Genomic DNA, 25,133 nt, shown 5'->3' on the forward strand with positions numbered 1-25,133 from the left:
ATGACTTGTCATAGGTAAATCCCATAACAAGTCATTTAATCAGCTGGCCTTCTCTTGCATATCTCCGTCAATAATACCTGCTTCCTGAAGCATCCATTCAATATGGACTCCATACCCTGATGTTGGATCATTAACAAATACATGTGTCACAGCTCCAATAATTTTCCCATCCTGAATAATTGGACTGCCGCTCATTCCTTGGACAATTCCACCGGTTTTCTTTAGTAATTCCGGATCGGTAATCTGAACAATCATCCCTTTTTTCGCCGGGCGACTTTGTGGAACACTGCTCACAATTTCAACATCAAATTCTTCCACTTTTTCTCCTTCAATTACCGTTAAAATTTTTGCAGGTCCTTCCTTAACTTCATGTGATTGTGCCACCGGCATTGGCTTGGTATAGTCACCGTCATTCAACGGTTGATTTAATTTACCAAAAATACCAAATGGACTGTTTTTTGTGATGCTTCCGATTTTATCTTCCTCCATCGAAAACGTCGCCTGCTTCTCACCCGGTTTTCCGTTATCACCTTTCTGAATAGAAGTTACGGTAGAACGTACAATTGTCCCGTTATAAATTTCAATCGGTTTTTGCGTATCCATATCAGAAATAACATGTCCCAATGCACCGTATTTTTTGGACTCCTTGTCGTAAAACGTCATTGTCCCTATTCCTGCCGCTGAATCGCGTATATAAAGCCCAATCAGATAATTATCCTCTTTATTCTTCACTGGATCCAATTTCGTTTTTATTTTGTTTTCTCCGCGTTTTATTGTAACGTTAACTGGCTTATTATTTTCACCGGCTTTTTCCACAATCGGTTTTACATCTTCCATTTTTTTGATATCTTTACCGTTCATTTTCAAAATAACGTCTCCAACTTTAATATTTGCCTTTTCGCCAGGAGACTCCATACCTTCTTTACCTTTTACTTGATGATGACCGACAACTAAAACACCCAATGTGTGAAGCTGAACGCCAATTGATTGTCCACCGGGAATTATCCGGAGGTCATCCAGCTCTGAGGCCTCAGCTGTATTCCCTGAAATCCCAGTTAATTTGTTTAACAGCTGCAACGGTCCGGCTTCCCCTTCAACTTTACTGCTGGTTACCGGCATTTCATCTGTGGTCTGGCTGTGAGCCGGAATATGATCAGGTATGGAAAAATTTTGTATAAAAGGTACTGCTGAAATTGCAAGAAGGAGCAGTAAACCCATCCAAATTCCTTTTTTCATCAAAATAATTCACTCTCCTCGTTCCTAACCCATACCTTATTTATTTCTCACTTTTAATTTGGCTCCGCAGCTTTTTTTTAAACTGGTGGATAATAAGAAAAGATGTGTAACATTTCCTTTAATAAAAAAGGGCTGTTTTCGTATAAATTGCACCGGAGCTGCGAGGAATGCACCATCTCCAAACGGCACCCAGACCGACGAGGCTGAGGTCAGCAATTATGTCTAATTTTATTTCAAATATTAAGTTTAGAAGCAACAAATTAAAAAAGCCAGTTGTTTTAGCTTCTGGCTTTTACGTAAATTTATCCATTATTTTTCTTTGTGAGCAGATGCCAATTCGAGCAGTTCCTGAGCGTGCTTTTTGGCTGTATCGGTTAATTTTGTGCCTGTTAACATCCTGCTGAGTTCATCAATCTTCCGGTCAGGAGACAATTCCTGAATGTTTGTATATGTTCGATGGTTTTTCTCCTGTTTATTAATCAAAATATGTGTGTCTGACATTGCGGCAACCTGTGGTAAATGTGTAATACACAAAACCTGGGACTTTTCAGAAATATGATTTATTTTTTCAGCAATTGCCTGAGCAACTCTGCCGCTGACACCAGTATCCACTTCATCAAAAATCACACTTGTTATTCCCTGATGTTTCGCAAATATTGTTTTCAACGCCAACATAATCCTTGATAATTCTCCTCCTGACGCAATTTTGTTCAATTCCTTTGATGGTTCACCAGCGTTGGTGGAGATAAGAAATGTTACATAATCGTATCCATTTTGATGTAATTGAAAATCTGTGGACTGTGGCTCGGTCTTCGTATTTATTGAAACAGAAAAAGATGCATTTTCCAGATAAAGACCATTCAATTCTTTATGAATTTCTTTCGCTAGAGAATCTGCTGCACGCTTCCGCAAATCATGAAGCTGTTTCGCTTCAAGATAGGCATCTTTTTTTATTTCCTCAATCTCATCATGCAATTTGCTGAGGTGCGTATCTTTATTAGTTATCTGCTCCATTTCCTCTTCTATTTTAGCCAAATATTCCAGCATTTCTTCTACAGTTGTTCCGTATTTTTTCTTTAATCTGTTGATTTCATTCAAACGGGACTCAATTTCATTTAACCGCTGCGGATCATATTGCAGCGTTTCTGAGTAATTACGTATATCATACATGAGCTCTTCCATCATAAAATAGTGATTGGACATTTCCTCAGCTTTTTCGGCAATGAAATGATCATTATTTCGGTTATCCTGAAGCGCCTGATTGGCTGTATTCAACCATTCCAGACCTTTTTGTTCGCCATATAATGCATCATACGCATCCTGAAGACTCTTGTAGATCTGTTCAAAATTCGCCAGTTGAAGCTGCTCTTCTTCAAGCTCTGTGTCCTCATTCGGTACCAGTTCAGCCTGTTCAAGTTCATTGAATTGAAATTGCAGCAAGTCGAGACGCTGCGACATTTCCTGTTCATTTTCACTCAATTCTCTATACCTTTTTCGGAGAGTGGTAAGTTTTTTAAAAAGCTTATGGTACTCATTTTTTGCTTTTACAATGTTTTTCTCGTCATACATGTCCAATAAATATATGTGATTATCCGCATCCATTAATGATTGTGTTTCGTGCTGACTGTGAATATCAATCAACAGGCTGCCAAATTCCCGTAAAATGGCAAGCGTAACCAGTTTACCGTTCACACGGCAAATACTCTTTCCGCCTGCAGTAATAACCCGGTGCAGCACAACCATTTCATCCTGGATGTCGATTCCGTAATATTCTCCTGCCCGATAAACGGCAAAGTCCTTCGAATCAATTGTGAATAAACCTTCTATTTCCGCTTTTTTAGTTCCATGTCTGACAAACTCGATAGATCCACGGCCACCGGCAAGCAATTTAATCGCGTCAATTATAATTGATTTCCCGGCACCTGTTTCACCGGTCAGTACTGTTAAACCTTCACTCAATGTAAATGAAATTTCATCGATGATTGCAAAATTTTTAATCGAAAGTTCTGTCAGCACGTATTTGACCTCCTAACGTTACAACATATCCAGAAACCGGTCCTTTGTGCGCACTGAGTCTTCCTCTGTTCTGCATATAATCAGACATGTATCATCGCCACAGATGGTTCCCATTATTTCGTCCCAATTCAAATTATCAATCAGAACACCAATGGCATGTGCGTTTCCAGGCAGTGTTTTTAACACGATGAAATGGTTTGCATGCTCTATTTTCACAAAAGCATCCATAATTAATCTTTTTAATTTATCCAGTGGATTAAAGCGTTGATCGGCGGGCAAACTATACTTATATGTTCCGCTGGTTGATGGAACTTTAACAAGATGAAGTTCCTTAATATCCCTGGAAACCGTAGCCTGTGTCACGTTATATCCAAGTGACTTTAGGTAATCTACAAGATCGTCCTGCGTTTCGACCTCGTTTTCTGTTATCAATTCACGAATTTTTATGTGACGTTGTATTTTACTCATGGAATGCCTCCATTTAAGCTTTGTCAGCCGTTAATTTTGTATGGGCGTTGTCTACAACTGCACGAAGATCAACTTCTCCGTCAGTATAGTGCATATTCTCTTTTTTCCAGCCCAAATGCGCCAAAAATTCAATATTGCCGTCTCCGCCAGTAATGGGAGAGTATGTTACATCCAGCACATGAAAGCCTGTTTCTTCAGCAAAGGCTGCAATTTTCTCCAGTACTTCAAGGTGTACCGTTTTTTTGCGAACAATCCCCTTTTTTTCCACCTTGTCACGGCCAGCTTCGAATTGCGGTTTTATTAATGCGACAACATCACTATTGTCCTTTAGTAAATCAGCCAAAACCGGCAAAATAAGTTTCAGCGAAATAAACGACACGTCGATGCTGGCAAAATCCGGCAAATCATATTTAAGCATATCAGGAGTAACGTAGCGGAAATTGGTACGCTCCATTACAATAACCCTGTCATCCTTCCGTAATTTCCAGTCCAGTTGGTTATAGCCCACATCGATTGCATAACAATATTGTACACCATTTTGCAGTGCACAATCAGTAAATCCTCCCGTCGATGAACCAACATCCATCATAACCCTGTTCGCGAGGGAGACCGAAAAATATTCTAATGCCCGTTCAAGCTTCAACCCGCCGCGTCCAACGTAAGGAATTAATTTTTCTTTAACAGTGAGTGGGATATCTTCATCAACTTTCATACCTGGCTTATCAAGCCGGTTTTGGTTACTGAGAACAAGACCTGCCATAATAACGCGTTTAGCCTTTTCTCTTGTTTCAATTAATTTTCGTTCCACCAAAAGAACGTCAAGCCGTTTTTTTACCATCGTATTATATCCTTTGCAAAAATTATTGTTTTCATCATTTACTTTTTGGAAGCAGCCGCACTTTGAAGTTTTTTTCAATAAATGCTACAACTTTACCTACAAAAAAAATGACCTTAGTGGATGAATTGATTGCAGCATACTTGCCAAGTGCTTTTCCGCCAACGGTTAATGCCGCGATAATGCTGGTTACAACAACCGACAATGTAATTTGAAAGGATGTCCCTTCGGAATGTCCCAATAAATTCGAAATCTGCAACACAACGATTGCCGAAGCGGTACCGCTTACAATCCCTGATATATCACCTATTACGTCATTACAGAAACTCGCAAATTTATCCGCATTTCGGATTATAATAACCGCTTCCCTGGCACCTTGCACTTTTTCCGCTGCCATTGCATGAAAAGGAGGTTCAGCGGCTGCTGTCGAGGCTATTCCCAACATATCGAAAAGCACCCCGATCAAAACAATAATAAGCACAACAATAGAACCGATAATCCAAACAACATCACTGAGAATGGATGTGGACACGATAGAAAAAATGGCCGCTAGCACAAACGTGATAACGGCGATGGTAACACTAAATTTAATCGATTTTTTTAATTGTGAATTCATTATTTACCTCGTTCTTAATAATATATGTATGAAGGAATGGTCACCTAAAAAGTTAAAACTGCGGCATAGGTCCAGTTGGTTTTCCCAGACGGTTACCCTATGTTGCCATATGGGCGGTTCCCCATTAAATCCATCTCGGCCTTGTCACCAAAAGCCGGACTGGATTACCACTTAGTCCGCACTATAATCCCATTTAGATGTCCATGAACAGTCTAGGAGATTTCCTCAACAGTCTTTGGCCGCTCCCTAGCCTCTTTTGCAATGCTGATTTCATAGGGATAAAAATAACAAACCGGTGGCCGCCGGGTTGAAATTCACAAGCCCTAATCCCCTCATCACCACTCAAGGCAGGCTACGCTGAAAACAAGGTGTCCCTTACCTCATTCTACAGGTTCATACCCCATTCCATAATGATTCCTAGGCTTAGTCACCACTACAGAGATGGGCCTCCGCGGTAATCGGGTCAACGCCCACATGCCTTTGTGGATCGCCCGAAAACCTTAACTCCCAGCACTGACCCAAGGCTGGGCGCCTCAAGCCAACACAAGGAACTTCATCGATGTGCCCTTTGGCGGATTTTTAGCCCCGCCTTGAGGAACGGAGGACTGACTAGAATACTGCACCATTCCTTTCTGATACTATTATAACATATTTTGCGGGCATCATCTATACATATTAATACTCACGGTTGCTGAAATGATCAGTCAGAAGCATTAAATAAGAGGAATCTGCACCAGCATTTTTCAAAGCTTCCTTTGCCTTATTGACATAGTGCAGCTTCTTTTCAATTGCACCATCAAGACCGAGCAATCTGGGATACGTATTCTTGTCATTTTCTTCATCACTTCCGACAGGTTTCCCTATTTTTTCCGGATCACCGGTTATGTCCAAAATATCATCCTGCACCTGAAAAATCAGCCCTAAATAATGAGCATATTCCTCCAAATATGCCAGCTGTTCAGAGGAAGCATTACCGATGAACGCACCGGCTTTGACGGCAAATTTGACAAGTTCACCGGTTTTTAGCGTATGAATGGTTTCAAGCTCTTTCAGTGTGACTTTTTTTGTTTCGGCTTCCATATCCAAAACCTGACCCGCAACCATTCCTTTTGGTCCACCGGCTTTGGTTAATGAACTTGTTAAAAATACTTTTTGGCGGTCAGTAAGCTTTGGATCCTGCACAATCAGCTCAAAACTGTATGTTAATAATGCGTCACCTGCCAAAATTGCCGTAGCTTCGTCAAAAGCTTTATGGTTAGTCGGTTTTCCTCTTCTTAAATTGTCATTGTCCATTGCAGGTAAATCATCATGAATTAATGAATACGTATGAATCATTTCCAATGCTACAGCAGTTGACAATACTTTACTGCTGTCACTGCTGTAGGCGCCGCAGCTGGCCATCATAAGTATCGGTCTGAGACGTTTGCCGCCAGCTTCAATGGAATACAGCATCGATTGCTTCAATTGCTCGGGTATTTCCAGATTGCGCAATTCATTTGTCATTGTGTCTTCAATGATGGCCTTTCCTTCTTCAATAAAATTGTCCAGATCTGTGTGCACAATCACTCTTCCTCTCCAACCTCAAATATCTCAAGTTCACCCTGTTCATTAACGATTTGCGTCATCTTCTCCTGCACGTTTTTCAATTTATCATTGCATACTTTAGAGAGCTTCATTCCCTGCTGGTAGTATGTAATTGCCTTTTCCAGGGGTACATCGCCTTCTTCAAGTTTTGCTACAATTTTCTCAAGCTGATCCATTGCTTCCTCAAACGAAACATTATTTTCATTTTCCATTGTTATCCTCCTTCACTTCCAGTACGCGGCAATCAACAGTGCCATCAGACAGTCTTACAGAAATCTGATCATCCGTGTCTATTCGTTTTACCGATTTAATAATATCACCTGAAGTTGAGTATGGAATGGCATAGCCACGTTTCATTGTTTCCAACGGGTTTAGCAGCGTCAATTTCTCGATTGCACCGGTTAATCTTGCCGTTTTCTGTTCCATGATTTGTTTCATGAATTTATTTGTCTGTTTGACAAGCTGATTAATCTCCCTGACAGACCGATCATACTGTACAGACGGATGCTGAGCCGATAACCTTATCTTCAGACTGGTATAAGCTTCTTTTTTTCTTTCATATTGACTTTTTTGAACTTTGTCCAAGCGTTCAACAAATTTATCCAATTCCTGTTCCTTCTGCGTAACCAGCTGCTCCGGATACCTGAAAGCATAGGATTGTCGCATCCTGTTCAACATTTGCCTGCTGCCTGCCAGCTGTTCATCCATGATTCTTGACAGCATCCGTTCCATATTGTTTATCTTTTCCGAAAGCTCGAGTTGAGAAGGAACTGCGAGCTCAGCAGCACCGGTTGGTGTTGGGGCTCTGAGATCAGCGACATAATCGCTTATGGTAATGTCTGTTTCATGGCCGACCGCTGAAATAACCGGAACTGTTGAACGATAAATAGCATGTGCCACAATTTCCTCATTGAAACTCCACAATTCTTCAATCGATCCGCCTCCCCGTCCAACAATCAGCACGTCATAAATACCCGAGTTATCGGCGTTGTCAATGGCCCTCTGGATGGAGCCCGGAGATGCGACACCCTGAACAAGCACAGGAATAACCGTGACAGCTGCAATTGGATATCTTCGCCTTATCGTTGTAATAATGTCACGTACTGCTGCACCAGTTGGCGATGTGATAATTCCAATTTGCTTCGGATACTTCGGGAGTGTCTTTTTATGGTCTTTATCAAAATATCCAAGTTTGTTTAATTTTTCTTTCAATTGTTCAAAGGCAAGATACAAGGAACCGATACCATCCGGTTCCATCTGCTGTATATACAATTGATACTGGCCATAAGGCTCAAAAACGCCAATTTCACCTTTAATTAAAACATTCATCCCATTTTCCGGAGTGAATTTCAGCCGACGGTTGTTTCCTGCAAACATAACAGATTGTATTCGGCTATTATCATCTTTAATTGTTAAATACATATGTCCCCGGCTATGATGTTTGAAATTGGAAATTTCTCCTTTAAGCCAAATATCCTTTAAATGCGGATCCGTATCGAATTTTCTTTTAATGTATTTCGTAAGTGCAGTAACCGTCAAATACTTATCCTTCACTGATGAAATCCTTTCGCAGCTTTGATTGTATTTTTCAACAGCATCGTAATTGTCATTGGACCGACACCTCTGGGAACCGGGGTAATATAAGCTGCTTTTTGCTTCACGCTGTCAAAATCAACATCGCCTGTCAGACTGCCGTCATCCAAACGGTTAATTCCAACATCGATAATGGCTGCCCCTTCTTTCACAAACCTTTCATCAATCGCATTTGGTCTGCCGACTGCCGCGATCAAAATATCCGCATTTCTCGCATGCTCAGCTAAGTTTGTTGTTTTTGAATGGCAATACGTAACGGTAGCATTTTCATTAAGCAGCAATTGACCAACCGGTTTACCAACAATATTGCTCCGACCGATAATAACTGCATTTTTCCCTTCAATTGAAATCTGTCTTGATTTTAGCATCGTTACAATCCCGTGCGGTGTACATGGAAGGAATGTGTCTTTTCCGGTCATCATTCTTCCAATATTCACAGGATGAAAACCGTCGACATCCTTTTCCGGATCAATCGCTTCGATAATGTGCTGCTCATGAATATGCGAAGGAAGTGGCAATTGAACCAGGATACCATGGACAGCGTTATTCTGATTCAAATCATCAATTTGTTTTAATAATTCCTCTTCGGTCGTTGAAGCAGGCAGTTCGATTAATTCTGATGATATACCAGTTTCATAGGAAGCTTTTTCCTTACCTCTTATGTACGATTTTGAGGCAGGGTCATCACCAATTAAAATAACGGTTAAATGCGGAGTGATTCCCTGTTCTTTCAGTTGAGAGACTTCTTCAGTCATCTCAAGACGAAGTTTTTGTGATAATTCTTTCCCGTTAATAACCTCTGCAGTCATTTCCCCATCTCCTTTTTTCACACTATAATATTGGATAGAACACCATTGACAAATTTTCCGGATTTCTCATCTCCGTACACATTAGCCAACTCCACCGCTTCATTTATAGAAACACCAGCCGGAATATCATCCTCATATTTAATTTCATAAATCGCAATTCTAAGAATAGTTTTTTCCACAGATGCTATCCGATCGATTGACCAATTATCTAAATGGTCCGCAATCGTGTTATCGATTTTTTCTTTGTGTGCTGCCACACCCTGAACAAGTGTCATTAAAAACTCATCTATTTCCAATGTTTCCAGATGATCCTCCATCGCCTGTTTAGGGTCATTGTTATTTACATCCAATTGAAACAGGATTTGAAGTGCTTGTTCTCTTGCTGCATGACGTTTCATCATCCATTGCTCCTTTTAAGTCATATCTCAGTTAAAATAATAACATGAATATTTATGCAAAGCCACATGCATTTCAGGCTGCAACTAATGCAATTATTACCTTACATTCATTAGAACGAAATGAAGGCCAAGGGAGTGTCTCCCCTGACCTTAAACCTGCTAATCGTTATCTTCTGTCTCATCATCCATTTGAATTCCCACAACATGGATATTTATTTCGTTTATCTCCAGGGCGGTCATATTTTTTAGCGTCTGGCGGATATTATCCTGCACTTTTTGTGCCACCTGAGGGATGGAAACGCCGAAATTCAACACTACAAACAAGTCAATGAGTATTCCATCATCAGTCAGTTCCACTTTAACCCCTTTACTGTGGGACTTTTTACCAAACCGTTCAACAACACCGGTGGCAAAATTACCCCGCATTGACGAAAGGCCTTCCACCTCTGAAGCTGCAATACCGGTTATTACTTCAATGACCTCCGGAGCTATCTCTACCTTGCCAAGACTCGCATCTCCACTAACATCCAATAAAGGCTGTTCACTCATACTCAAACTCCTCCTTTACGCATCCTTCTTTTCTTCAATCGGGTTCTCCTCCAGGAACTTCGTATTAAAGTCACCATTTATGAAAACGTCGTGTTCCATAATTTGACGATGAAATGGAATTGTCGTATGAACACCTTCAACAACATACTCATCCAGCGAGCGGCGCATACAGTTTATTGCCTCTTCACGAGTCGGTCCGTACGTAATTAGTTTTGCGACCATGGAATCATAAAAAGGTGGTATGCTGTATTCCGGATATACCGCGGAATCGACACGCACTCCTAACCCGCCCGGCGGAAGATATGTTTTAATTTTTCCAGGTGAAGGCATAAAGTTCTTATATGGGTTTTCCGCATTGATTCTGCATTCAATTGCCCATCCATCAAATTCAATTTCTTCCTGTGTGAAAGAAAGTTTTTGGTTATTTGCGATGTTAATTTGTTCTTTAATTAAGTCAACACCGGTAACCATTTCTGTAACAGGATGTTCCACCTGGATACGGGTATTCATTTCCATGAAGTAAAATTCATGTGTTTTGCGATCAAAGATGTATTCAATCGTACCTGCACCTACATAATCAACTGCCTTTGCAGCCTTAACCGATGCATCCCCCATTTTTTTACGAATCTCAGGTGTCAATGCTGGTGAAGGTGACTCTTCTACCAGCTTTTGCAGTCTGCGTTGAATGGAGCAATCCCGTTCACCAAGATGGATTACATTTCCATGTTGGTCAGCCAGTATTTGGATTTCCACGTGGCGAAAATCTTGAATATATTTTTCAAGATACACGCCAGGGTTCCCAAATGCAGTTTCAGCTTCCTTTTGGGTTACCCGAATCCCCTTCAGCAAGTCTTCCTCGTTTTCAGCGACGCGAATACCCTTTCCACCGCCGCCTGCTGTTGCCTTAATAATTACCGGATAACCAATATCCGCTGCCACTTTGATTGCCTCTTCTTCGTTTTCAATAATACCTTCCGAGCCGGGTACTACCGGAACATTGGCTTTTTTCATCGTCTCCCTCGCAACATCTTTTACACCCATCTTTTGAATCGCCACGGAACTGGGACCGACAAAAGTAATATTACATGCCTTGCATATTTCCGCAAAATCCGCATTCTCAGCCAAAAAACCATAACCCGGATGAATGGCATCCACTTTAGTTGATGTTGCCACACTCATTATATTAGTAAAATTAAGGTAACTGTCCTTACTGAGTGTAGGACCGATACAATACGCTTCGTCTGCCAGCTGAACATGCAGAGCATCTTTATCCGCCTCTGAATATACCGCTACCGTTTCGATATTCATTTCTTTACAGGCACGGATAATTCGAACAGCTATTTCGCCTCTGTTAGCAATTAACAGCTTCTCAATCACAAGCTACATCCCCTTATTTCGTCTTAACTCTGAATAATGGCTGACCGTACTCCACAAGTTCGCCATCTTTCACTAATACGTCAACAATTTCACCTGATACTTCCGCTTCAATTTCATTAAATAGTTTCATCGCTTCTACTATACAAACAATCGTATCCTTCTCGACTTTTGCACCTTTACTGACATATGGATCGCTCTCCGGATTTGGTGAAGAATACATTGTACCGACCATTGGAGAAACAATCTCATAATCATAGTCTGCTGTTACTTCTTCATTTTCGGCCTTTTCAGTATGTACAGGCTCTTCCTTCTCCTCCACCTTTGCTTCAGGCTCTCTTACTTCAGGTGTCTCAACCGGACGGTCAACTGATTTTTGTTCCTGTACAACAGGCGCAACAGCTGAATTCGCACCTGATTTTTTCATGGTGACGGTTGCACCGTCTGATTCATAGGTGAATTCATCAATCGCTGATTGATCGACTAATTTTATTAATTCACGTATTTCCTGTACTTTTAACATTACTTTTGGCACCCCTTCACTCATTACAATTGATGATTACAGAAATAATAGTTCACTGTTTACATTTTACGACAAGCCTACTTCGAACTTCAACCATGCTTGTTTCTTCACTCGTAAAACGTTTCCACGAATAATTATATCAGTGTTCACCAGATTATGCGAATAATTTTCATACGCTGAAAAAAGAATCGCCCATGTCAAATTTTTTCCCCCGTAAACCATTCAAGGTGACAAAAACGAAAAAAACCGGACATCTGTTTAGTCCGGTTTTGCTATCCGTTTCCATTAATTATCCTTCAACAGGTTGTCTGTCAACCCTGACCGGGATATCACCAAATTCATCATAAACCTTCTGCATTATATTTACCACTTCCGTTTCAGATAGTTTCTTTCCTGCTTTAACGTGGACCAATACTTTATCTTCATCATAGCGGACAAGAACATCTTTATAATCTTTTGACGCTATAATGGATTTTTCCAGAATGGCTTCTTTGGAAGTATATTCATCAAGCTGGTTCATTTTACTGCGTGCTTCATTTTTTTCCTGGATAGAAGCACTGCTGGAAGCTACCACATTATCCAGTCGATCTTTTACTTTGCTTCTTTCGTTTTGAATCTCCATACGAATCATCGTAAAGAGCTGATCCTCTCCCTTATTGGAGATGTCGTTGACTTTAGCTTCATCCTCACTGGCTTTATCTGACGATGACGCCTGTTCTGTTTCATTGTTACCATCATCTACATAGGCGAAATCTCCTCCGCTTGGTGAAGTTACATAATATACACTTAATACAATCATCAAACTCAACATCGTTAACAGCCATACAGTTTGTTTCTTTAACATAATTCCATCCTCCTAATTTTTTGGCATTACAGAAACTCTATGTGTTGGAACATCAAGTACTTTGGAAACAGCGTCTATAACCCACTTTTTTACCGTTGCATGATCTACACCCTCAGCAACAATAAATACCCCCCTTACTTCCGGTTTTTTGGTTTGAATGAGCAGCGGCACCTCCTTGTCTCCCTGCCTTACCAGGACAACTTGTGTTTCTTTTGAACTGTCTTCAATTTCTCTTGTTCCACCTTGCTTGTCGGTTTCTTTTGTTGTCTGCTGGCCGGTAATCAGATTCTTTTCATATACCTTAATTTTTGTTGAATTCAAGTTCACCATTACTTCCGTCTCGGAAACGCCGTTGATTTTGTTAAGCATGTCCGTCAATTCCTTTTCATAACTTGCTTCGATTTCACTTACATCTGAAGAATTTTTGGACTTACCGGAAAAAGTTTCAGTTGCAGGTTTTTCTGTCTGTTCCGGAATATTACGAATTGTTTTTTGTTGTTCTTCAGGCTCTGAGGAAAAAGAATTTCCGATTATGATTAACAACAGACCTATTAGACCAATGATGACAATATAACCACTTTTCCTGGACAGCTTGTCTGATTGCTCAGGCTTTTTGGATCGTAAAAAACGTAATAATTTATCCTTCAAGTTGACCCTCCCTCCCATTTAACCGTAAGTTTCAGCTTTTCTTCGGGGATTTCCCACACTTTATAAAGCAGTGATTTTATCCCGTCCAGCTCATTTCCTGTTTTGCTGATGACCGACTTGTCCGTGTTAATGGTGATTTCCTCCACGGTATCCACTGTTACCCCATCATTTTTTGCTTCCTTTACATAGACAACTACCTCCGAAAGATTTTCATATGTGAGTTCATCTTCGGTTCTAAATTGATAATTGATGTCAGAAATTTGTGCCTGATAATTACTTTTCAGCGGATCGTCAGCCAATTTTTTTAATTTTGAGGTCATCTGTTCTAATACATATGCATGTTGTGATGCTTGTATTTCATTTTTTTGTGTTTTCATCTTATTTTTTACCTGATTCGCTGCGGTATTTTCCTTTTCAATTTGTTGGAATGTTGTCGTGACAGCTTGTTGAATATTCACATCAAATAAATAAAAGACCGGTTTTAATAAAATAAGTATTAAAATCAGTCCGACAACAAGTTTGATATACTTCTTCATAGATGTTGCCGGTATCAGCAGGTCGATAATCGAGGCCAAAAGCACAAAAATAATAATTTTGCTGACCCAATCAACTAATATTTCCATCAGTTTCCCCCTAACGAAGGAGCAATGTAATGTTACTTGCTGCAACCAATATGACTACTGCCAAAAAAAACATTAATGTCACTGTCAGCAAGCAAGCCAGAATGTACAACATATATCTGCTTATCGTGTTGAGACTGGTAATTAATGGCCCGTCCCCCACAGGCTGAAGAACGGCTGCAGCAAGTTTATATGTTATAGCAATGGCAACAATCTTCAGCGCTGGAAAAATGGCAATAAATACAATAATCACAACTCCGACAATTCCAACAGCATTTTTCAATAACAGGGACGCACTCAATATCGTGTCAGCAGCATCTGTAAACGTTCGTCCAACAACAGGTATAAAATTTCCGGTTATAAACTTGGTTGTCTTCATCGCAACACCATCCTGAATGGCACTTGATGCCCCCTGAACAGACATTACCCCCAGAAAAACGGTTAAAAAAACACCTAACGTTCCCATTCCCACCGTTTTAAACAAATTGGCCAGATGGGTAACCTTATAATTTTCATTCAAACTACTGACAATTAACAATAATGCTGATAAGAACAATAAAGGCAAAATAAATTTTGAAACCAGCACACCGCTCGAATGAATCAGAAACACAATAATCGGGTGAAAAAAGGAAACAGTAATAACATTGCCAAGTGTCGCCATCAGCCCAAGCATGAGCGGAAGCAACGCAATCATGAATCCGCTCATCGTATCAACGGCAGCTTTAGCATAGGATACAGCCAGATAAAAGCTGTTTAATGCCAGAAATATTAATACAATATAAACAACGTAATAAGCAATTTTACTAACTGCGCTTTGCTCAAAAGCGGTATGCATGGTTTGCAGAACAATTGAAAACAAAGCAAGCATAAGCAACAATCCCAAAAGTTTTCCATTAACAATCAATTCATGCAGTAAATATTCAACCAAACCTTTTACAGTACTCTTTACAGATAATGAACCATTATCCTTGATGAATTCTGCGATAGTTGTTTTCTCAAGAACAGGCAAGTATCCATCATATTGATTTACAAGTTTTTGCCAATACTGCTGAACACCATCAAGTGAAATGTTATCCACCATCTGTTTTTCGGTTGCTTCAGAAGCTTCAGGATCGGGGGTGGCATAAACCGATGACTGAGCTGAGAAGAGAAGTATCACAGTGAATAAGACAAAAACAATCCATTTATTTCGTACCATTCACATTAAATACTCCTTTCAGTAACAGGTTAAGCTGATGGGATAAAGCTGATAATTGCCTCTATTACAGCTGTTATTATCGGTATCGCCAGTAATAAAATAAATATTTTACCAGCAAGTTCAATTTTTGCGGCGACCGAATTCAGCCCGGCATCCCTGGTTAAGTTTGCACCGAGCTCAGCAATATACGCGATACCGATGATTTTTAAAATCGTTCTCATATACATTCCGTTTACATTTGCTTTTTCACCAAGTGATTCGATTAATTGAAAAATTACCGTAATCTGTCTGATGACCATCAGAAAAATGATGATACCGGTGATAAGAATCAGAAAAAAAGCAAAAGATTTATTCACATCTTTTAAAATGATATATAAAATACTGGCAACAATACCGAGAATAACGATTTGAATGATTTCCATATCAATTACCCCTGGAAAAGGAATACCGACTTAATTTGCTGAAACAGGTCGGAAAGCTCATTGATGACGATTACCATGACGATAATAAATCCAATCAGTGTGGCAAACTGGGCGATTTCTTCTTTTCCCATTTGTTTCAGTATGGTATGAATCAATGCCACAATAATTCCAATTCCGGCAATTTGAAATAAAATGGTTGCATCGATAGCCATGGATGTTCCCCTTTCCTCCTAAATGAGCAATAAGACAATAAATAGACCGCAAAGCAATCCCAAACTTTTGGCCATTTTGCCATATTTATACTGATTGTCCCTTGCATCCTCCAGCTCTCGATCCAGATGTTTGATCGTGAGCTGTATATGTTTCTGTTGTTGGTCAAAATCATGCTGGCCAAGTGTTCTGCCAAATTGTTTAAGAATTTCATCTTCATTCCCACTTAATGCGGAAGAACTGATGAGTTCAGTCAGCCGGTAATTCCAAATTTGGAACAAATCCGTATTTTTTTCTTCAAGTGACTCCCCAACCTGCTCAAAAAACGAACTGACTGGATCTGGAATTTGTCTGGCTATTGTCATGAAAGCATCTTTTAGCGAAAGCTGACTGTAAAGAATCTCTGCTTCTAAAATCTGTAATGCGCTTTTTATTTGTCTGATATGTTTGGGCCGTTCATTCAACCCTTTGCTGATTTGAAAACCTGCCCATGTAGTTGCACCGATCAGCAGCAGTGCTCCCATCCACTTCATCTAAGCACCCCAGTTTTTCTGTTTATCGGTTCTCCCTGCTGATTGCAGATTTGGTAAATTTGCCCGGGTTGTCCATGCCTGTCCAAAATAACGACACGCTGAAAAATATGTGCCTGAAATACAACATTGAGTGACGGCCGCTTCCGCAATTCGGCAAGCGACTTACCGTGGATCGTGCAAATAATGGTTACCCCGGCATTAATCGCCTCCATCAGTGCTTCAACATCAGAATTCCCGCCTATTTCATCTACCGCCAGTATTTCAGGTGACATAGAACGGATCATCATCATCATTCCCTCGGCCTTTGGGCATGCATCCATTACATCGGTCCGTAAGCCAATATCATGCTGGGGGACCCCCTTTTTGGAACCGGCAATTTCAGATCTTTCATCGATGACACCAACCTTACATCCGGGAATACGCCCCCACCCGGAAGAAATCATTCGAATGACATCCCGGATAAGAGTGGTTTTGCCTGACTGCGGAGGACCTACTATAAGCGTATTCAAATAACTTTCTTTATGAAGAAAAGGGATTAGTTTTCCTGCACAGCCTATCTTTTCTTTTGCAATTCGAATATTAAAATATGCGATATGCTGAATAGCTTTCACTGATCCATTTAACGTATTTACTTTTCCGGCAAGCCCGACACGATGTCCCCCTTCAATCGTGACATACCCTTCTCTGAGTTCATCCTCCATCCGGTAAAGGGAAAAATCGCTTATTTGATTTAAAATATGCACACCATCCTGCTTTTTGGGTATGGTGGATTTCAGCCATTCTGCATGCCCATCAAAAACAAGTTCAATCGGCTGGAACAAACGAACGCGAATCTCCTGTAAAGAATCCTGACGGTGTAACGTATGCCGCTCAATCACTTGTTTGATTGGATCCGGAAATAACCGTAAAATTTCCTCCATCATAATTACCTCTCTGGATAAAGCTTTTTTATAAATGTATGTTTGTCCCAATGAAATATGACAGAACAATGAGTTCGTAAAGAACAAAAGCGAAGAGTATGAAGTGTGTTGGTTGCGGAGCTTTTCTATCTGCAAAAAAAGAGCAGCCCCATTGGACTGCTCTCCATCTTTGAAAAACTATAAAATTTATGCCCTTGAAACGTATTTGCCATCCGAAGTGTTTATTACAAGTACATCGCCTTGATTGATAAAAAATGGTACTTGCACAATCAAGCCTGTTTCCATTGTAGCTGGCTTTGATCCGCCACTAGCTGTATCGCCTTTAACACCTGGTTCTGTTTCGGTAACAGTCAGTTCTACATTATTCGGGAGTTGAACACCGAGCACTTCACCTTCATACATGACAACAGAAACTTCCATGTTCTCTTTCATATAGTTCAGCTGGTCTTTAATTTGGCTCGTCTGCAGCTCAAGCTGCTCATAAGTGTTCGTATCCATAAATGCGTGTGTATCTCCGGAACCATAAAGATATTGCATTTTATTATTTTCGATGTGTGCCCGGTTTACTTTTTCTCCGCCGCGAAATGTTTTTTCCTGAATGTTGCCATTTCGCAAATTGCGTAGCTTGGACCGAACAAAAGCAGCACCTTTCCCAGGTTTAACATGTTGAAAATCAATAACCTGCCATATCTCATTCTCCACTTCAATGGTTAAACCAGTTTTAAAATCATTTACCGATATCATACAAAAACCTCCTCTGCCTTATAATGTAATTAATTCTTTCGGAGCTAGTGTTAAACGTTCATACCCCTTTTCAGTGATAACGATATCGTCTTCAATCCTGCATCCGCCTACATCAGGAACGTAAATACCCGGTTCAACAGTTACAACCATGCCGGGTGCTAATTTTTTCTCTGATCTGAAGGAAAGTCCGGGTCCTTCATGAACTTCCAATCCGACACCATGACCAGTGGAATGACCAAAATAATCACCGTATCCTTTTTCGATAATATAATTCCGGGTCAGTGCATCGGCCTCTATTCCGGTAATTCCCGGTTTAAGTCCCTCTACACCTATTTTTTGTGCTTTCTGGACAATATTATAAATCGTTGTCAACTCGTCACTTAATTCCCCAACTGCTACTGTACGTGTTATGTCGGAACAATATCCATTATAATAAGCACCGAAATCCAATGTTACCAGTTCACCGGATTGAATTTTTTTATCTGAGGCAACACCGTGCGGCAATGCGCCGCGATAGCCGGAAGCAACAATTGTATCAAAGCTTGATGATTCAGCTCCCAGATTACGCATGTGAAATTCCAGCTCATTCGAAATATCAATCTCTTTTACGCCTGGCTTAATATAGCCTTGAATATGTGTAAAAGCATCCTCCGCTATTTTTGCTGCCTGTTTTAATACTTCCAATTCCTCAGCAGTTTTAATCAATCTAAGTTCTTCGATCAGTCCGCTTACCGGAACCAGCTTTACATCCATTGATTCTTTGTACAGCTCATATGTGGCGAACGTTACATGTTCTTTTTCAAAACCAACCTTATGAACACCTAATTCTTTTAATTGTTCGTTAATTGCCTGGTGAATTGGCTGTTTGTGCTCAACGATTTTGAAATCAGCAGCCTGTTCGTTTGCTTGTTCTATGTATCGAAAATCTGTGACAAATCGTGCCTCATCTTTACTGACAATTGCCACTCCAGCTGTCCCGGTGAAATTGGTTATATACCTTCTATTATAAGGACTTGTAATCAATATTGCATCCAGATCATTTTCCCGAAACGCTTTTCGCAGTTTTTCTATTTTATCCATGCCACTATTCCTCCCCGTATGTTTTAAGAACTTGGCTTTCACGATGTGTATATAGCGAAGCCTTAGTAACTCTTATGAATTTTAAAGTATTACCTTCTTATTTGTCTATAAATGCCATCGCAGCCAACCGGTAGCCTGTATACCCAAGTCCCACAATCTGGCCATAACAAACAGGCGCCAGCATTGAATAGTGACGAAATTCCTCCCTGTTGTGCACATTTGAAATATGTACTTCAATCACAGGGGTTTCAATCGCCTTAATGCAATCACGAAGTGCGATACTGGTATGTGTGTATGCAGCAGGATTAAAAATGATTCCTTCATATTTTCCATTTGCCTCCTGAAGATAATCAACCAGCTCGCCTTCATGATTGGATTGCCGGGAGTTCAATTCAAACCCGTGTGCCTCAACCAATTTGGCAATGTTCTCTTCGATGTGCTGCAGTGTATATTCACCATAAAATTCTTTTTCCCGCTTACCAAGCAAATTAATGTTCGGGCCGTTCAATAATAAAAGACGTTTCATAACTTTATTCCATTCCCTTGTATAATTTCGGACTTCTATAGTTTATCATAAACAGCCGTATTTGAATAATTGTTTGAATTTTTTAGTTTTCCTTAAGTTCATCATCTTTTTTAACTGTGTCAGCATAATCATATGAAATGGAATAACCGATAAATGTTCCATAAAGAATAAACAGGCAGATGGTTGAAACAATTGTATAACTGTTTAAATTAACAAGATCCGGTACATTTGGATATACTGGCTGCAGGATAAAGAAGATAATAACCCACAAGACGACTCCAAATACGGCCCCCATCCAGAGTGTATTAATCTTTCGAAACAATCCATAGTAAATAAATGCACTTATAAGTGAAAGTATCCCGACAATAATAATTGAAAGAATATTGCCCAGCCACCCACTTGTCCATTCTGCTGTATTCCAGGATCGTAACACAAAACTTCTCGGGGCTACTTCGGAGAAACTGAAAAAGTACATAATTAATCCCAGGGTACTCCAGATTAAACCACCCGCAAATCCGGTAACCAGTGATTTTGCTGTTACTGACATAGGCTTTTCCTGCTTATTTTGACTAAGTTCTTTATCATTTTTCATTCTTTCCACCTCCATTTGTAGTGTTACCAAATGAACCAAATCAAATCATCGGTTTTAAAACTAGTTTTACAAACACTTTTCTAGTAAAATAATAGTAAAAGGAATTGTATTGTTTAATTTAAAATAAATGGGAAATGATAGTAATAATGCATATAATGGTTTTGAAAGGAAATAATTTAAGTAACGCGGACTAATTACAGAAATCATGCTATAAAATGTGGAATAAGTGGTATATAAAATAATAAAGGGTATAATTCGCGAAAGGAGGATGTACTGATGAATAATAAATTTTCCATCGTTGTTTATACAGTCATTGGTCTTGCTGTAATCGGAGTAGTTTCACAGCTATTTACCAATACAGCGTCCTTTCTTACGACGGTATTTATGATGCTAGTGTTTGGTGCCGCAATTTCCGCGCTCGCCTATTTTTTTCTTATAAGGAAACGTAATCCAACAAGTGACTCCAGAAAATTTAAACAGGCGGTCAAACAGTCCAAGGCAAAGTATGCGAACACAAAGGCAAAACCAAAGTATAAATCATCCAAAAGCTCCAAACCTGTTCAACCAAAAAAAAGGAAACACAAACGTGCTTCCCATCTGCGTGTAATTGATGGCAATAAATCAAAACGAAAAGACCAAGCTAATTTCTGACTGGCTTGGTTTTTTATGGCCATCTTTCCAAGAATTCAGCTGCCTTTTGTCTACCCTGGCTGATTAATTGCTCCTTTTCCGCGTCACTGATAGCAAAATTCATGGAGGCAACCTGTTTTACGGGGATAAATAAAATATTATTTGTATGGGATGTTGATATGTGGCGTGCGTCGTGTGCTTGTAGCATAGTAGAGAATAATGCATGAAACATATCCAGTGCATTGTTGATTTTTCGTGGTTCCTGCTTTCCGGGATATGCACTGAGCTTAATCCCCAGGACAGGTCGCACCTGTTCTTTTCCTTCATTTTCAAAGATCCACAATGGAAAATTACTGAGCAGCCCACCATCGACTATTAGACTTTTTCGCTTCGATTGCCCCGGTAATTTCTTCGGAACAAAAAAATACGGATACCCCGCACTCATTCGAATCGCTTTTGAAACGGGAAAGTATTTCGGGTTAATTCCGTAAATTCGCTGCAGGTCATCAGGTATTATAACCATTTTTCCTAGTGAAATATCGCTGACAACAACCTTCAAACTACCCTTTTTTAAATCATTAAAGGTATAAATATCTTTATTTCCCAATTTGGCATACAGCCATTTTTCCAGTTTGTCTCCTTTATACAACCCCATACGAAAGTACAGAAAAAGCCACTTCGAAATTGGAATGATTGAACTGATTTTTGGCGGATCCAAAAGCTTTTGAATATCCAAATCCTGGATTAGTTCACCGACTTCATTCGTGCGATAACCCGCAGCAATGAATGCAGCCATTATCGCTCCTGCAGAAGTTCCGGCAACACGTTCAAATGCCAGGCTTTTGTCATCAATACTTTGTAATGCACCAATAAGCGCATATGCTTTTACTCCCCCGCCGGAAAAAACAGCATCAATTTTCATGAAGTTACCTCCCAGATGTGCTTTCTACCATTTTAAGAAAACGACAGCTGGTTTAGAACTAATGGACAATATAAATCATTTTTCTTTATTCAGTTGAACTTTTCGCAATTCAGTGATTCGTTCCTCATTTTCTTTGAAATACTGGACCAGATCACCTATCCGATCAATTGAAGTCCAGCTCAGATGGTGTTCGATACCTTCCACATCTTCATAAATTTTATCTTCATCCACTCCGATGATCGCAAGGAAATCTTCCAATAATTCATGTCGGAATACGAGACGTTCACCAATTTTTTTGCCCTTTGCAGTTAAAATGAATCCTCTGTATTTCTCATAGTTCAAATATTCATCTTTATCCAGTTTTTGCACCATTTTTGTCACTGATGACGGATGGACTTCCAGTGCTTCAGCAATATCCGATACGCGTGCATAACCTTTTGACTCAATAAGATTGTATATCTGTTCAATATAATCTTCCATACTTGGTGTTGGCATGTAATCAGCTCGCTTCAATGAATAATTTTTTAGTTTATGCAACAATGTTTCTTAATAAAAGCATACAAGATATACAAATTTTAGGCAAACTTAAGATAAGTCACTTCATTTGTCGGATAGCAAGGTAGTTATGAACCTGCCAAAAAAAGGAACGGAAAATTTCCGTCCCTCTTTATTGCTTATAATCCGCATTTTAGCTGGGCTCCGCAGCTCGTACAGGTGTTACAACCACCAATATCTTCCACACTGCCCTTTCGACAAACCGGACACGTATCACCGACTTCTGAGCCGATGGTGACATTGGTCTTATCTAATTCCTGAATTGTATCCATCAGCACAACTTTCGGCTTCTCTGTATCCTCATCAAAGAGTTCGGTTTGTTCACCAAATGAGTTTTCTTCAGCCTTCAATGTCAGAACTTGCGTATCCCGACTTCCATCAACATAGACCGTACCGCCTTTTGCTCCACCGTTATATAATCTGCGGTAAACTTTCTCAACCTGGTCCACTGTATATCCTTTCGGAGCATTAACTGTTTTGGAAATGGAACTGTCCACCCAACGCTGGATCACGCATTGTGTATCAGCGTGTGCTTCCGGCGCTAGATCCATTGCTGTCACAAAGAAATCCGGTAAATTTTCCGTATCGTCTTTCTGATTTCGACCAAGGTACTCTTCAACGATATCCGCTTTCACCTCAATAAATTTGCCAAGCCGTCCGCTTCTGTAGTAAGAAAAAGAAAAATATGGTTCTAGTCCGGTTGATACACCAACCATCGTACCGGTGGATCCAGTTGGAGCCACTGTTAGCAAGTGTGAGTTACGAATCCCATGGTCCAATATATTCTGCCTGATATCTTCCGGCATCTTCTTCATGTAGCCTGTATTGATAAATGCTTCGCGTAATGATCTGGTTTCATCATCCGTCTTTCCTGTCAGAAAAGGAAAACTTCCTTTTTCCTTCGCTAACTCAATCGATTCACGATATGCAGTCGTCGCAATTGCTTCAAAAATTTGGTCAACCAGTTTATTTCCTTCCGTGGACCCGTATTCAGTTTGGCAGTATATCAACAGATCATGAAGACCCATTACGCCAAGGCCAACCCGACGTTCACCAAGCGCCTGCTTTTTGTTTTCCTCCAAAAAATATGGCGTTGCATCAATCACATTATCCTGCATTCGAACACCGGTTTTTACGGTTTGTTTTAATTTTTCAAAGTTTACCTGGTTCGTTTCTTTATCGGCCATTTCTGCTAGGTTAACTGCTGCAAGATTACATACGGAATACGGTGCCAGTGGCTGTTCTCCACATGGGTTGGTTGCAACAACCTGATCTCCATACGCTCTTGCATTCGTCATCTCGTTGGCATTATCAATATAGAAAATCCCCGGCTCTGCGGAATATGTGGCACAAATGTTAATCAGATTCCATAATTCACGAGCCGGTACTCTGTTGTAAACACGAACTCCGTATCCCATTTCTTCCCATTTCCGAACATCGCCGATTTCATGCCATTTTTCATTATATGCCGTCATCTCCTCCGGTGAGTAATTTTCCACGTCAGGAAAGCGCAGCTCATACATTTCATCATTTTCGATTGCATCCATCAAATCTTTTGTAATGCAAACGGAAATATTTGCACCGGTAAGAAACTCGGGATTGTGAACCGAATACGTCCCGCCAGTCAGCAGTTTCTGTTCCGCCTCTTTAAACGCCGCCTGTGTAAACCCACCTTGTCCAGGGATGGAACGATAATTAAGTATCCCCTGATACAGATCAGATTCTGTTTCCGTAAGCGGTGTGAACTTCAGTTTTTCCTGCGCTAATCGCTTTATTTGTTCATCCTCGGTATTCTCAATCAGATAACGGAGGATTCTCGGGTTCTGCATTTTGGAGATAATGAACTCCATTACGTCCGGGTGTGAATCTACCAGCATAATCATTTGAGCGCCCCGTCTTGAACCGCCCTGTTCCACCAGGTGTGTAAGCTTGGCAATGTCATCAAGCCACGAGACTGACCCGGATGATTTACCGTTAACACCTCTTGCCAGTGTGTTTCGGGGCCTTAAAGTCGAACCATTCGTTCCTACCCCGCCACCCCGTGACATTATTTCCATAACCTGTTTGCGGTGATCAGAAATACCTTCCCGTGAGTCCCGGATATAGGGCATAACATAACAATTAAAATACGTTACATCCGTCTCAGCACCAGCTCCATATAGTACACGGCCTGCCGGGATGAAATTCATGCTGCTTAGCTCATCATTAAATTTTTCAAACCATTTCGCTTGTTTCTCATCTGATGTTTCCACGTTTGCAAGTCCGGTAGCATTTCTTTTGGCAATTTGCTCATAAAAAATCTCCAATGGTTTGTCAATTACATCCAATGGCCGGGTAACAATTCCGGATGATGCTTCCTCTTCATCGTCCAATACAGATGAAAATTCTGCATCAACTTTTATTTTTGCCTGTTTGCTTGACCAATTCACAGATTTCACATATCCTAATCCACGTGCAGGGAATTTAGGGTCTGCCTTCACTGTAAGGACTACAAAATCTCCTGCTTTCAATGTTTTTTTCTCCGTATCCTTAAAGGCGTACCTGTCCAGCATGACTAACCGCGACACTCCCTTATGTGTCAGTTTCATGTCGTCTGTCACAGGATGAACCTGCGGGAATAATTTGATATCCTCATTTAATGTTTGCAAATCGATGTTTCTGCTCTTTTCTACAGCAATCGACATATCC

29 protein-coding genes are annotated in these 25,133 nt (G+C 40.3%); 1 reads left to right on the forward strand and 28 read right to left on the reverse strand.

Annotated elements, in window-relative coordinates; translation table 11 throughout:
• Positions 1-39 precede the first annotated feature (39 nt).
• The 25 genes from spoIVB to HUX68_RS04925 all read right to left on the reverse strand — a co-directional run bounded on the left by spoIVB (position 40) and on the right by HUX68_RS04925 (position 20,338).
• Positions 40-1,236 carry a SpoIVB peptidase gene (gene spoIVB / locus HUX68_RS04805; RefSeq protein ID WP_174616347.1) on the reverse strand — a complete coding sequence of 399 codons (1,197 nt, stop codon included), beginning with the start codon at positions 1,234-1,236 and terminating at the stop codon, positions 40-42.
• A gap of 309 nt (positions 1,237-1,545) precedes the next feature.
• Entirely contained in the window at positions 1,546-3,252 is a 1,707-nt protein-coding gene (gene recN, locus HUX68_RS04810; protein WP_174613760.1) for a DNA repair protein RecN, read from the reverse strand.
• A gap of 18 nt (positions 3,253-3,270) precedes the next feature.
• The gene (gene ahrC, locus HUX68_RS04815; protein WP_174613761.1) at positions 3,271-3,720 is read right to left on the reverse strand and encodes a transcriptional regulator AhrC/ArgR; all 450 of its coding nucleotides are present in this window, start codon (positions 3,718-3,720) and stop codon (positions 3,271-3,273) included.
• A 13-nt stretch (positions 3,721-3,733) separates the two neighbouring features.
• Positions 3,734-4,558 carry a TlyA family RNA methyltransferase gene (locus HUX68_RS04820; protein ID WP_174613762.1) on the reverse strand — a complete coding sequence of 275 codons (825 nt, stop codon included), beginning with the start codon at positions 4,556-4,558 and terminating at the stop codon, positions 3,734-3,736.
• Between the two features lie 34 nt (positions 4,559-4,592).
• Complete coding sequence (locus HUX68_RS04825; protein ID WP_174613763.1) at positions 4,593-5,171, reverse strand: hypothetical protein; 579 nt, start codon at positions 5,169-5,171, stop codon at positions 4,593-4,595.
• 675 nt (positions 5,172-5,846) lie between these two features.
• Positions 5,847-6,731: a polyprenyl synthetase family protein gene (locus HUX68_RS04830; RefSeq protein ID WP_246206746.1), complete on the reverse strand. Its 885-nt coding sequence runs from the start codon at positions 6,729-6,731 to the stop codon at positions 5,847-5,849.
• A 2-nt stretch (positions 6,732-6,733) separates the two neighbouring features.
• Positions 6,734-6,967 (reverse strand): exodeoxyribonuclease VII small subunit, encoded by a 234-nt coding sequence (locus HUX68_RS04835; RefSeq protein ID WP_174613764.1) that lies wholly within the window; start codon positions 6,965-6,967, stop codon positions 6,734-6,736.
• Positions 6,957-8,309, reverse strand: a complete 1,353-nt coding sequence (gene xseA / locus HUX68_RS04840; RefSeq protein WP_174613765.1) for an exodeoxyribonuclease VII large subunit — start codon at positions 8,307-8,309, stop codon at positions 6,957-6,959. The genes HUX68_RS04835 and xseA overlap by 11 nt, the downstream gene beginning before the upstream one ends.
• Positions 8,306-9,157, reverse strand: coding sequence for a bifunctional methylenetetrahydrofolate dehydrogenase/methenyltetrahydrofolate cyclohydrolase FolD (gene folD, locus HUX68_RS04845; RefSeq protein WP_174613766.1), 852 nt, complete (start codon positions 9,155-9,157; stop codon positions 8,306-8,308). Before folD ends, xseA begins: the two co-directional genes overlap by 4 nt.
• 17 nt (positions 9,158-9,174) lie before the next feature.
• Positions 9,175-9,555, reverse strand: a complete 381-nt coding sequence (nusB, locus tag HUX68_RS04850) for a transcription antitermination factor NusB (protein ID WP_174616349.1) — start codon at positions 9,553-9,555, stop codon at positions 9,175-9,177.
• Between the two features lie 159 nt (positions 9,556-9,714).
• On the reverse strand, positions 9,715-10,104 hold the full coding sequence (locus HUX68_RS04855; protein WP_174613767.1) for an Asp23/Gls24 family envelope stress response protein: 390 nt from the start codon (positions 10,102-10,104) through the stop codon (positions 9,715-9,717).
• A gap of 15 nt (positions 10,105-10,119) precedes the next feature.
• A complete protein-coding gene (accC, locus tag HUX68_RS04860; protein WP_174613768.1) occupies positions 10,120-11,481 on the reverse strand; it encodes an acetyl-CoA carboxylase biotin carboxylase subunit in 1,362 nt (453 codons plus the stop codon).
• Positions 11,482-11,494: 13 nt separating this feature from the next.
• Positions 11,495-12,001 carry an acetyl-CoA carboxylase biotin carboxyl carrier protein gene (gene accB / locus HUX68_RS04865; RefSeq protein ID WP_174613769.1) on the reverse strand — a complete coding sequence of 169 codons (507 nt, stop codon included), beginning with the start codon at positions 11,999-12,001 and terminating at the stop codon, positions 11,495-11,497.
• Between the two features lie 289 nt (positions 12,002-12,290).
• Positions 12,291-12,845 (reverse strand): SpoIIIAH-like family protein, encoded by a 555-nt coding sequence (locus HUX68_RS04870; RefSeq protein WP_174613770.1) that lies wholly within the window; start codon positions 12,843-12,845, stop codon positions 12,291-12,293.
• A 12-nt stretch (positions 12,846-12,857) separates the two neighbouring features.
• Entirely contained in the window at positions 12,858-13,493 is a 636-nt protein-coding gene (gene spoIIIAG / locus HUX68_RS04875; protein ID WP_246206610.1) for a stage III sporulation protein AG, read from the reverse strand.
• Positions 13,490-14,116, reverse strand: coding sequence for a stage III sporulation protein AF (gene spoIIIAF / locus HUX68_RS04880; RefSeq protein ID WP_174613772.1), 627 nt, complete (start codon positions 14,114-14,116; stop codon positions 13,490-13,492). Before spoIIIAF ends, spoIIIAG begins: the two co-directional genes overlap by 4 nt.
• Positions 14,117-14,126: 10 nt before the next feature.
• Positions 14,127-15,311 carry a stage III sporulation protein AE gene (gene spoIIIAE, locus HUX68_RS04885; protein ID WP_174613773.1) on the reverse strand — a complete coding sequence of 395 codons (1,185 nt, stop codon included), beginning with the start codon at positions 15,309-15,311 and terminating at the stop codon, positions 14,127-14,129.
• Between the two features lie 29 nt (positions 15,312-15,340).
• Complete coding sequence (gene spoIIIAD / locus HUX68_RS04890) at positions 15,341-15,733, reverse strand: stage III sporulation protein AD (RefSeq protein WP_174613774.1); 393 nt, start codon at positions 15,731-15,733, stop codon at positions 15,341-15,343.
• Between the two features lie 5 nt (positions 15,734-15,738).
• Positions 15,739-15,945, reverse strand: coding sequence for a stage III sporulation protein AC (gene spoIIIAC / locus HUX68_RS04895; protein WP_174613775.1), 207 nt, complete (start codon positions 15,943-15,945; stop codon positions 15,739-15,741).
• An 18-nt stretch (positions 15,946-15,963) separates the two neighbouring features.
• On the reverse strand, positions 15,964-16,476 hold the full coding sequence (spoIIIAB, locus tag HUX68_RS04900; RefSeq protein ID WP_174613776.1) for a stage III sporulation protein SpoIIIAB: 513 nt from the start codon (positions 16,474-16,476) through the stop codon (positions 15,964-15,966).
• Entirely contained in the window at positions 16,473-17,396 is a 924-nt protein-coding gene (gene spoIIIAA / locus HUX68_RS04905; protein ID WP_246206611.1) for a stage III sporulation protein AA, read from the reverse strand. Before spoIIIAA ends, spoIIIAB begins: the two co-directional genes overlap by 4 nt.
• 186 nt (positions 17,397-17,582) lie before the next feature.
• The gene (gene efp, locus HUX68_RS04910) at positions 17,583-18,140 is read right to left on the reverse strand and encodes an elongation factor P (RefSeq protein WP_174613777.1); all 558 of its coding nucleotides are present in this window, start codon (positions 18,138-18,140) and stop codon (positions 17,583-17,585) included.
• An 18-nt stretch (positions 18,141-18,158) separates the two neighbouring features.
• A complete protein-coding gene (locus HUX68_RS04915) occupies positions 18,159-19,220 on the reverse strand; it encodes a M24 family metallopeptidase (RefSeq protein ID WP_174613778.1) in 1,062 nt (353 codons plus the stop codon).
• A gap of 97 nt (positions 19,221-19,317) precedes the next feature.
• Complete coding sequence (aroQ, locus tag HUX68_RS04920) at positions 19,318-19,746, reverse strand: type II 3-dehydroquinate dehydratase (protein ID WP_174613779.1); 429 nt, start codon at positions 19,744-19,746, stop codon at positions 19,318-19,320.
• An 82-nt stretch (positions 19,747-19,828) separates the two neighbouring features.
• Positions 19,829-20,338 carry a YqhR family membrane protein gene (locus tag HUX68_RS04925; RefSeq protein ID WP_174613780.1) on the reverse strand — a complete coding sequence of 170 codons (510 nt, stop codon included), beginning with the start codon at positions 20,336-20,338 and terminating at the stop codon, positions 19,829-19,831.
• A 276-nt stretch (positions 20,339-20,614) separates the two neighbouring features.
• Here HUX68_RS04925 and HUX68_RS04930 point away from each other — a divergent pair, with 276 nt between their 5' ends.
• Positions 20,615-20,989: an SA1362 family protein gene (locus HUX68_RS04930; protein WP_246206612.1), complete on the forward strand. Its 375-nt coding sequence runs from the start codon at positions 20,615-20,617 to the stop codon at positions 20,987-20,989.
• A 13-nt stretch (positions 20,990-21,002) separates the two neighbouring features.
• On the opposite strand, the gene HUX68_RS04935 is transcribed toward HUX68_RS04930, so the two are convergent.
• The 3 genes from HUX68_RS04935 to HUX68_RS04945 all read right to left on the reverse strand — a co-directional run bounded on the left by HUX68_RS04935 (position 21,003) and on the right by HUX68_RS04945 (position 25,129).
• Positions 21,003-21,890, reverse strand: a complete 888-nt coding sequence (locus tag HUX68_RS04935) for a patatin-like phospholipase family protein (RefSeq protein ID WP_174613781.1) — start codon at positions 21,888-21,890, stop codon at positions 21,003-21,005.
• Positions 21,891-21,965: 75 nt separating this feature from the next.
• Complete coding sequence (mntR, locus tag HUX68_RS04940; RefSeq protein WP_174613782.1) at positions 21,966-22,385, reverse strand: transcriptional regulator MntR; 420 nt, start codon at positions 22,383-22,385, stop codon at positions 21,966-21,968.
• Between the two features lie 179 nt (positions 22,386-22,564).
• Positions 22,565-25,129, reverse strand: a complete 2,565-nt coding sequence (locus HUX68_RS04945) for a vitamin B12-dependent ribonucleotide reductase (protein ID WP_174613783.1) — start codon at positions 25,127-25,129, stop codon at positions 22,565-22,567.
• Between the last annotated feature and the right edge of the window lie 4 nt (positions 25,130-25,133).

The organism is Virgibacillus ihumii (assembly GCF_902726655.1).
In the GTDB taxonomy this organism is placed as follows: Bacteria; Bacillota; Bacilli; order Bacillales; family Amphibacillaceae; genus Lentibacillus; species Lentibacillus ihumii.